Source organism: Mesorhizobium sp. M7A.F.Ca.MR.176.00.0.0, from assembly GCF_004023165.1.
Lineage (GTDB): Bacteria > Pseudomonadota > Alphaproteobacteria > Rhizobiales > Rhizobiaceae > Mesorhizobium.
In genome coordinates, this window is sequence record NZ_RZTC01000098.1 from 3,950 (window position 1) to 12,159 (window position 8,210).

Genomic DNA, 8,210 nt, shown 5'->3' on the forward strand with positions numbered 1-8,210 from the left:
CCTGGAATTCCTCGCACGCCTCGCGCGGCGGCTGCAGCCAGGAGGCGCTCAAGGGCACCGGGGGCGATGGCTTGTTCTATTGTTTTGCCACCAACTGAGCCGATTGCGCTTCGAAATCGGGCTGGAAACCCCCGTCACATCACGCGGCTGTGATGTGACGGCGGGAAGCTGTGCGGCGGTCAGGCTTTCGTCATTTCCATGGAGTTGGTAGGGTCACAGCGACTCCCACAACAGCGCCCAACTGGCAGAACAAGGAAATCCCCATGGCTACGACCGCAGCAGCGTTGGTCTGGTATCTGGTAATCGCCGGCCCGCAAGGCGGCATGGTCGTGCTGCCCAGCACCTTCGACAAACGCGAACAGTGCACCGCCGCCATCACCGAATATCAGAAGCAGCCGACACCGGCCGGCTGGTCGGTGCAATGCGTGCCGAGCGCCTCGCCCTTCACTGACGAGGGCGACGCCGAAGAACCGTCGGCGCAGTAAGCATCAGCGGCGTGCGCTCACCGTCAGCTCCGGCTTCTGGCTGATGGTCTGGAACACCACGCAATAACGCTCGGTCAGCTTCAGCAGCGAGTCTACCCGCTCCTGCGGCTCAGCGGTGTCGAGGTTGAAATTGAGCCGGATGGCGCGAAAGCCGACCGGTGCATCCTTGGCGACACCGAGCGTGCCGCGAAAATCGAGATCGCCTTCGGCCTCCACCGTGGCGGCGCCGAGCTTGAACTCGAGCGCCGTCGCCACCGCCTTGAGCGTCACCCCGGCGCAGGCGACCAACGCCTCCAGCAGCATGTCGCCCGAGCAGAGTTCAAGCCCTGAGCCGCCTGTTGCCGGATGCAAGCCGGCGATGGCGAGCGCCCTGCCCGTCTCCACCTTGCAGGCAACCGACTGGTCATCGATCGAGCCCTTGGCGCGAAGCGTGATCAGAGCCTGCGAAGCATCGTCACGGTAGGCCTGCTTCAGCGGCGCCTGCATGGCCTTCAGTTCGGTCGCATCCATCCGCTTTTCCCCTTTCGTCGACTGCTTGCGTCACCGGCATACGCCGTCCGGTCGAGATTTGCGCCGATCACCGTGGCAAGGCAATGCCGTTCCGCAACAGGAGACAGCGGTCAACACCGATATCCCAAATGGGACATTGACGGACAAGGTCCCAAAAACGTCTGATCCGGGCAAGTCATCACTCCATTTCCCGGCGGTCCCAAGATGCCCCGTACCCTCTCGACAAGGCCGAAACAGGATGGGTTTCGCGCGCCCGGCGAATTCGAACCAAAGTCAGGCTGCTGGCTGATCTGGCCGGAGCGGCCGGACACCTGGCGCCTCGGCGCCAAGCCCGCGCAAAAGCTGTTCGTGGATGTCGCCGCGGCGATCGCGCAAAGCGAGCCAGTGACGGTGGCGGCCTCCGCTCGCCAGTGGCAGAATGCCCGAGCGCGATTGCCCGGCCATGTGCGTGTCGTGGAGATGTCCACCAACGATTCTTGGCTGCGCGACAGCGGTCCCAATTTCGTCGTCAACGATCAAGGCGGCGTGCGTGGCGTCGATTGGATCTTCAACGCCTATGGCGGTTTTGACGGCGGCCTCTACGCGCCATGGGACCTCGATGATCTGGCAGCGCAAAAAGTGCTCGAAATCGAGAACATGGATCGCTACCGCGCACCGCTGATCGCCGAGGGCGGCGGGTTGCAATGCGACGGCCAGGGCACCCTCATCACGACGGAGCAATGCCTGCTCAACCGAAATCGCAACGCTCATCTCGGCAAGGCCGAGGTGGAACGCCAGCTTGGTGACTATCTCGGCGTCGACACCGTCATCTGGCTGCCGCGTGGCCTTGCCTTCGACGAAACCGACGGCCATGTCGATGACATCTGCTGCTTCGTGCGTCCCGGCGTGGTCGTGCTGAGCTGGACCGACAATCGGGAGGACCCGCAATACGAGATTGTGCGAGAAGCCGAAGAGGTGCTGCGTTCGGCCCGTGATGCGCGTGGCCGCGCACTGGAGATCCACCGGCTGCCGCATCCCCTGCCGATCGAGATGACGCCGGAAGAAAGCGAGAGCGTGGACCGGCTGGATTCGACCTGGGCGCGACCGGCCGGAAACCGGATCGCGGCGAGCTACATCAACTACTATCCGGGCAACAGCGTCGTGGTGGTACCGCAGTTCGGCTGCGATCTCGATGTGAAGGCCAAGCAGACGCTGGCCGAGCTGTTTCCCGACCACAAGATAGTCGGCATCGAAAACTCACGCGAGATCCTGCTGGGTGGCGGCAATGTCGCCTGCATCACCTTGCCGGTCTATGCCCCGCAGCGACGCTGAGGGACGACGCATGCCGAAAACAGATAGCGAAAACGGAGGACATTTATGCGCGCTCTGATCTTCTCAACCCTGCTTGCCTGCGGCGTCTGCGCAAATGCGGCTTCGGCTGACGAGGAAAAGATCGTCAACGTCTACAACTGGTCCGACTACATCGCGCCGGACACCGCCGAGAAATTCGAGAAGGAAACGGGCATCAAGGTTCGCTACGATGTCTATGACGGCAACGAAGTACTTGAAACCAAGCTGCTCACCGGCGGCTCGGGATATGACGTGGTCTACCCCTCAGCCTATCCGTTCCTGAAGAACCAGGTGAAGGCGGGGGCGTTCCTGGAACTCGACAAATCGAAGCTTGCCAACCATTCGAAGATCGATCCGCAGGCCCTGGCGCTGATCGCAGGCGCCGACCCGCAGAACCTTCATGCCGTGCCCTATATGGCTGTCACCGACGGCATTGGCTACAACGTCGCCGCGGTGAAGCAGAGGCTGCCGGACGCGCCGACGGATTCCTTCGCCATGGTCTTCGACGTGGACGTGGTCAAGAAGCTCTCCGATTGCGGCGTGGCCATGATCGATGCGCCGGCTGAAGTCATCCCGATGGCGATGAACTATCTTCACATCGACCCCAAATCGACCAGTCCCGACGACCTCGCCAAGGTCGAGGACCTGATGGGCAAGGTGCGGCCCTACATCCGCTATTTCCATTCGTCGAAATACATCAACGACCTCGCCAACGGCGACATCTGCGTGGTGTTGGGCTGGTCGGGCGACATACTTCAGGCAAGAACCCGTGCGGCGGAATCCGTGAAGAAGCTGGAGATCGCCTATTCCATCCCCAGAGAAGGCACGCTCATCAACTTCGATACGATGGTGGTGCCGAAAGATGCGCCGCATCCCGACAACGCCCAGGCCTGGATCAACTTCAATCTGCGGCCCGATATCGCCGCGGCCAATTCCAGCTATGTCTCCTATGCCAATGCGATACCGGAATCCCTGCCGCTGATGGACAAGGCGATAGCCAGCGATCCCGGCGTCTTTCCGCCTGATGCCGTGAAGGCCAAGCTGTTCGTGGTCGACAACAACGACCCAAAGCTGCTGCGATCACAAAACCGCATGTGGACGCGCATCGTGACGGGGCAATAGAGCTGGCGGAAGCCGTCAGGCTCAAGCGGCTTCGCGGAAGGCCGCCAGCAGCTCGACCTGGGAGTGCACGCCGAGCTTGCGGTAGATCTGCTTGATGTGGTTGCGGACGGTGCCGGGCGAGACGGCGAGGCTTCGCGAAATCGTCTTGGCGTTGCCACCCTCGACCAGATGCCGCGCAACCTCGGCCTCGCGCCTGCTCAGCCGCGAGCGTCCGTCACCGATTGCGGCGCCCTTGTCCCGGGAGCGGCACAGATGAAGCAATCTTTGCAGAATGAGCCTTGTCGCGCTGCTTGCCGCGCAAGCCATCTCCAGATCCTGATCGCCAAAGGCTGGTGCCCCGTTTCGCCGCAGGAAGGTGACATAGCCAGCGGTCAGCCCGTCGAGATTGAACACGCCGGTGATCTCGTCGAAACTGTCGGAAGGGCCGAAGAATTCGCGATAGTAGGGGGTACGCTGGAAGTCGCCATTGCGGAGTGCCGACAGCGGCAACAGGAAATCCTGTCTTGTGCTGGCGAACCTCTGGAAGAAGGGATCCTGGCGATACAGTCGTGCATCGTAGTCGCGGTTCCAGCGATCGGGGCCGGCATCGTCGATGGTCAGGGATGTTATGTCGCGACGGTAAAAGCCGACATAGGCGCGGTCGGAGCCAAGCAGCCCGCTCGCCGCCGCTGTGAAGCGAGCGGACAGTTCTTCAGGCGTCGCGGCCAGGGCCGCAGCCGCCACACCGCCGCTCCAGTGTCCAAACCGATCGAGAGAGATGTTCGACTGCATTCCGGCTCACATTAGCGCAAGCCGTTGCAGGTTCAAGACAGCCATTTCCTTTGACTTCGATCCTCTCGGCCATACCTATGCGGGAGTCGTTCTCGCGGAGCCATCATGCTGGTCAAGCTGAAACTGATCTTCCTCATCCTGCCGATGCTTGCCGTCCTGGCGCAGCCCGTCCTGGCTGAAACGGCGGAGCGGCCGGCACCTGCGGGCGGTGTGCTGTCCCTGCTGCCGCCGCCGCAGACCACCAACCATTCGATCACACTGGCCCGGCGCAAGCTGGATTACCAGGCAAAGGCAGCGACCCTGTCGCTGCTATCGGGCAACGGCGAGGTCACGGCGGAGATCTTCTATGTCGCCTACACGCCGGAGCCGCCGGCGAGCGTGGCCAAAGACCCGCAGCGGCCGATCACCTTCGTGTTCAATGGCGGCCCTGGAGCAGCGTCTGCCTATCTGCATCTCGGCGCACTCGGTCCACGGATAATCGCGACGGGAGCCGATGGCGAACTCCTGCCCTCACCGCAAAGACTGATCGACAATCCGGACAGCTGGCTCGACATGACGGATCTCGTCTTCGTCGATCCGGTGGGGACCGGCTACAGCCGCGAGGCACCGGGGCAGGACACGCGCGATTTCTGGGGCGTCAACCAGGATGCCAGCTCGATTGGCGCCTTCATCCGGCTCTATCTCGCGCAGAACGGCCGCACCGGGTCGCCGCTGTTCCTCGCCGGCGAAAGCTATGGCGGGTTCCGCGCGGCGCTGCTCGCCAGGACATTGCAGGAAGATATCGGCATCAGTCCGAGCGGCATCGTGCTGATCTCGCCGGCGCTGGAGTTCACGCTGGTGCAGCCCGACGAATTCGAGCCGCTGCATTGGGCGCTCGAACTGCCTTCCCTGGCGGCGGTGCGGCTACGCACCGAAGGCGTCAGCGGCGATGCATTGCGGGAGAAGTTGGCCGAAGTCGAACACTATGCGATGGGCGATTACCTCACGGCAATCACCAGCGGACTGGAGCAAGGCAGGCGGCTGGCGAGCCAGCGCGTCGCTGAGATCACCGGCCTGCCACTCGATTTGGTGCAACGGAACTCCGCTCGCATCCCCACCGGCCTGTTCGCAAGGGAGTTCACCCGTGCCAGCGGCAAGGTGCTCAGCCCCTATGACGCCACGATCGGCACAGCCGATATCGCGCCTGAGAGCGCCCGCATCGCCGGCCCGGATCCGGTGCTCGACCGCAGCGTGCCGGCGCTGACGTCGGCTTTCGTCGGCTACATCCGTGACGAATTGAATTTCCGCACCGATGTCAGCTATCGGCTGCTCAATGGCGAAATCAGCCACAAATGGGATTACGGGACCAGCGCCTCGCGGCAAGGCTATGCCGGAGTGATGGACGATCTGCAGCGCGCACGCTCACTGAACCCTTCGCTTGGTGTCGTGATCGTCAACGGCTACACCGACCTGGTCACGCCTTACCTCGCCTCGCGCTACCTGGTGAACCAGATCCCATCGCTCGCCGATGCCAAGCCTATCCGTCTCGATGTCGTCGAGGGCGGGCACATGATGTATTTCAGGCCCGACGGCCGACGCGCGCTGAAAGAAGCCGCTTCGGAGCTTTACCAGGCGACGCAGTAGGCTTGGCGACAGTGCAGCTCGGCATGGCCCCCTGCCCCAACATAACCACCGGGCTGGCGTAGCGCCGCAGCGATTTTCGCCCTTATAGCTTGGTGCCGAGGGAACTGAATTCACAGCTCCTCGTGTCGCTCCTCACAGCATTCTGCCGCTCCGGAAATTTGGTCCCACGCGCCTTATGGCCGATATCGCCATTCTCGAAACACGCGAGCGGGTGCTTGCAGGCATCCTGCTGACCGGTGCGGCCTATTTGCTGTTTTCGACACAGGATGCCTCGATCAAGCTGTTGGTCGTCGGCATGAGCGTCTGGCAGATCATGTTCTTCCGCAGCATTGCCATTCTGGGCGCGTGCGCGGCGATCGGCGGACGACAGTTGTTTGCCGACACGATGCGCTCGCCGATCGTGCGGCCGATGCTGGTGCGCAGTGCCTTCACGCTTGCTGCGTGGCTGTGTTACTACAACGCCGCGCGCAGCCTGCAGCTCGCCGAGCTGACCACCGTCTATTATGCGGCCCCGATCATCGTCACAGTGCTTTCAGTGTTCCTGCTCGGCGAAAAGGTGCCGATGCTGCGCTGGCTGGCGGTGCTGATCGGCTTTGCCGGCGTGTTCGTCGCTTGCGATCCGACCCATCTGGGCCTGTCCGTGCCGGTGCTGCTGGTGCTGGCGGCGGCCTTCTTGTGGGGCATCGCCATCGTGCTCTTGCGCAAGACCGCCCTTGCCGAGCGCTCGATGATCCAGCTCCTGCTCAACAATTTCTATTTCCTGCTGTTTTCGGCGGTGCCGGCATTGCTCTGGTGGCAGACACCCGATTGGACCCAGTTGCTGCTGCTTGCCAGCGTCGGCGCACTCGGCGGCCTGGCACAATATCTTCTGTTCGAAGGCATGAAGCGCACACCGGCTTCGGTCATCGCGCCGCTGGAATACACCTCGCTGTTGTGGGCATTCGCACTCGGCTTTGCGATCTGGGGCGACGTGCCGCGCCGCGAGGTGTTCCTGGGCGCTGCGCTGATCGTCGCCGCCGGCCTGTTGATCGTCGGCACCGAGCATTTTCGCAAACGCCTATGATGTGGATCACCATCATTGCTGACACTACGATGTCAGGACCAAGCGGCGTAGGCTGGTTGCATGACTGACATTGCAGCCGCCACCGACACCGCCGCAGAGCGCACACTCGGCATCATCCTGGTGTCGTCCTCAGCTGCCGTTTTCGGCCTGACCGGTGTTCTGACAAAGTCGATCCATGCCGACCCGTTGACCATCATCTGCTGGCGCGGCTTTGTCGGCGCCATCCTGATCAGCTTCTATGTGCTGTGGCGGCGTCACCGCTCCGGTAACCGCGAAACGCTGCGGCTTGGCTGGCGCGGCTGGCTGCTGGCGGTAGAGGGAGCTCTGGCCAGCATCGCCTTCATCTCGGCGTTCAAGTTCACCTTCGTCGCCAATGTCGCGGTCATCTATGCCACAGCACCTTTCGTCACCGCGCTGCTGGCTTGGGTTCTGACGCGCGAACCCTTCCGGTTGCAGACGATGGTCGCCGCCGCCGTGTCGCTGTGCGGCGTGGCGATCATGGTCTGGTCCGGCTTCGGCAGTGGCAATCTGTTCGGCGACGGACTGGCACTGCTGATGACCATCGGCAGCGGCCTCTACATGATCATGGTGCGCGCGTTCCGCGACACGCCGGTGGTGTGGGCCGGCGCGGTTTCGGCGTTCCTGCTGTTCCTGCTCGGCTGGTTCGTCACCGATCCGCTGGCGGTTTCGCCAAGGGATGCCGTTCTGCTCGCCACGTTCGGCGCGTCCTTTGCGTTATCCTCGATCCTGTGGACGGAGGGCGCGCGGCTCATCCCGCCGGCCGAATCCGGGCTGCTCGGCTCGGCCGAAGTGCCGTTCGCGATCCTGTTTGCCTTCCTGTTCCTGGGCGAGATTGCACCAGCCGCCAGCATGATCGGCGGCATCATCGTGTTGTGCGCGGTGTTCGCCCATGCGGGGCGGGATTGGCTGAGGGCCCGCTCGCAACGCATGGCCGGCCCGCAACGCGTGGCGTCAAATATTTCTTAAAAAAGTGACACAGTCACGGAACCATCATCCGGGTCAGGCATTATGGGTGCGACGGGCCATCCCCAAGTCCCCCCAAACCCCTCGGCCCGTCCTACTCCAAGCCGACCGTAAGGTCGGCTTTTTCTTTGGGCATTCAGCCCGACAAGGCAAGGTTGCCGCCGAGCAGAGCCGCCAGATCGCCCGCCGGACCATCGGAGCCAGCGCGCAACCGGATGGCGAACTCAGCCATTGGAACCTGCGGCAGGCCAAGCTCGCGCGGCGCCTCGACAATGCCGGAATGGGCAAAGCGAGCCGTTCGCAGCGTCAGCGCGACACCGGCG

8 protein-coding genes and 1 pseudogene are annotated in these 8,210 nt (G+C 63.0%); 6 read left to right on the forward strand and 3 right to left on the reverse strand.

Annotated features, from left to right (window positions below; all coding sequences use genetic code 11):
* The first annotated feature begins 263 nt into the window (after positions 1 to 263).
* Positions 264 to 485 carry a hypothetical protein gene (locus EOB59_RS26160; RefSeq protein WP_013532531.1) on the forward strand — a complete coding sequence of 74 codons (222 nt, stop codon included), beginning with the start codon at positions 264 to 266 and terminating at the stop codon, positions 483 to 485.
* A gap of 3 nt (positions 486 to 488) precedes the next feature.
* Here EOB59_RS26160 and EOB59_RS26165 read toward each other — a convergent pair whose 3' ends face one another.
* Positions 489 to 995, reverse strand: a complete 507-nt coding sequence (locus EOB59_RS26165; RefSeq protein ID WP_127269953.1) for an OsmC family protein — start codon at positions 993 to 995, stop codon at positions 489 to 491.
* A 204-nt stretch (positions 996 to 1,199) separates the two neighbouring features.
* Here EOB59_RS26165 and aguA point away from each other — a divergent pair, with 204 nt between their 5' ends.
* A complete protein-coding gene (gene aguA, locus EOB59_RS26170; protein WP_127810862.1) occupies positions 1,200 to 2,306 on the forward strand; it encodes an agmatine deiminase in 1,107 nt (368 codons plus the stop codon).
* A 45-nt stretch (positions 2,307 to 2,351) separates the two neighbouring features.
* The gene (locus EOB59_RS26175; protein ID WP_127398467.1) at positions 2,352 to 3,446 is read left to right on the forward strand and encodes a polyamine ABC transporter substrate-binding protein; all 1,095 of its coding nucleotides are present in this window, start codon (positions 2,352 to 2,354) and stop codon (positions 3,444 to 3,446) included.
* 21 nt (positions 3,447 to 3,467) lie between these two features.
* Here EOB59_RS26175 and EOB59_RS26180 read toward each other — a convergent pair whose 3' ends face one another.
* Positions 3,468 to 4,217, reverse strand: a complete 750-nt coding sequence (locus tag EOB59_RS26180) for a helix-turn-helix transcriptional regulator (protein WP_128289553.1) — start codon at positions 4,215 to 4,217, stop codon at positions 3,468 to 3,470.
* Between the two features lie 105 nt (positions 4,218 to 4,322).
* Between EOB59_RS26180 and EOB59_RS26185 the strand changes: the two genes are divergently transcribed.
* From EOB59_RS26185 to EOB59_RS26195, 3 genes are all read left to right on the forward strand, one after another.
* Positions 4,323 to 5,840 carry an alpha/beta hydrolase gene (locus EOB59_RS26185; protein ID WP_128289554.1) on the forward strand — a complete coding sequence of 506 codons (1,518 nt, stop codon included), beginning with the start codon at positions 4,323 to 4,325 and terminating at the stop codon, positions 5,838 to 5,840.
* Positions 5,841 to 6,015: 175 nt separating this feature from the next.
* Positions 6,016 to 6,903, forward strand: coding sequence for a DMT family transporter (locus EOB59_RS26190; protein WP_127399117.1), 888 nt, complete (start codon positions 6,016 to 6,018; stop codon positions 6,901 to 6,903).
* Between the two features lie 60 nt (positions 6,904 to 6,963).
* Entirely contained in the window at positions 6,964 to 7,890 is a 927-nt protein-coding gene (locus EOB59_RS26195) for a DMT family transporter (RefSeq protein WP_127810865.1), read from the forward strand.
* Positions 7,891 to 8,023: 133 nt separating this feature from the next.
* Here the strand turns inward: EOB59_RS26195 and EOB59_RS36715 are convergent.
* Positions 8,024 to 8,210: pseudogene (locus EOB59_RS36715) on the reverse strand (LysR family transcriptional regulator); the annotation flags it as partial.

Bases quoted from the DNA above. Each gene is read 5' to 3' on its own strand.
- EOB59_RS26195 (WP_127810865.1), top strand. From the start codon at position 6,964: ATGACTGACATTGCAGCCGCCACCGACACCGCCGCAGAGCGCACACTC.
- EOB59_RS26190 (WP_127399117.1), top strand. From the start codon at position 6,016: ATGGCCGATATCGCCATTCTCGAAACACGCGAGCGGGTGCTTGCAGGC.
- EOB59_RS26180 (WP_128289553.1), bottom strand. From the start codon at position 4,217: ATGCAGTCGAACATCTCTCTCGATCGGTTTGGACACTGGAGCGGCGGT.
- EOB59_RS26175 (WP_127398467.1), top strand. From the start codon at position 2,352: ATGCGCGCTCTGATCTTCTCAACCCTGCTTGCCTGCGGCGTCTGCGCA.
- EOB59_RS26165 (WP_127269953.1), bottom strand. From the start codon at position 995: ATGGATGCGACCGAACTGAAGGCCATGCAGGCGCCGCTGAAGCAGGCC.
- EOB59_RS26160 (WP_013532531.1), top strand. From the start codon at position 264: ATGGCTACGACCGCAGCAGCGTTGGTCTGGTATCTGGTAATCGCCGGC.
- EOB59_RS26185 (WP_128289554.1), top strand. From the start codon at position 4,323: ATGCTGGTCAAGCTGAAACTGATCTTCCTCATCCTGCCGATGCTTGCC.
- aguA (WP_127810862.1), top strand. From the start codon at position 1,200: ATGCCCCGTACCCTCTCGACAAGGCCGAAACAGGATGGGTTTCGCGCG.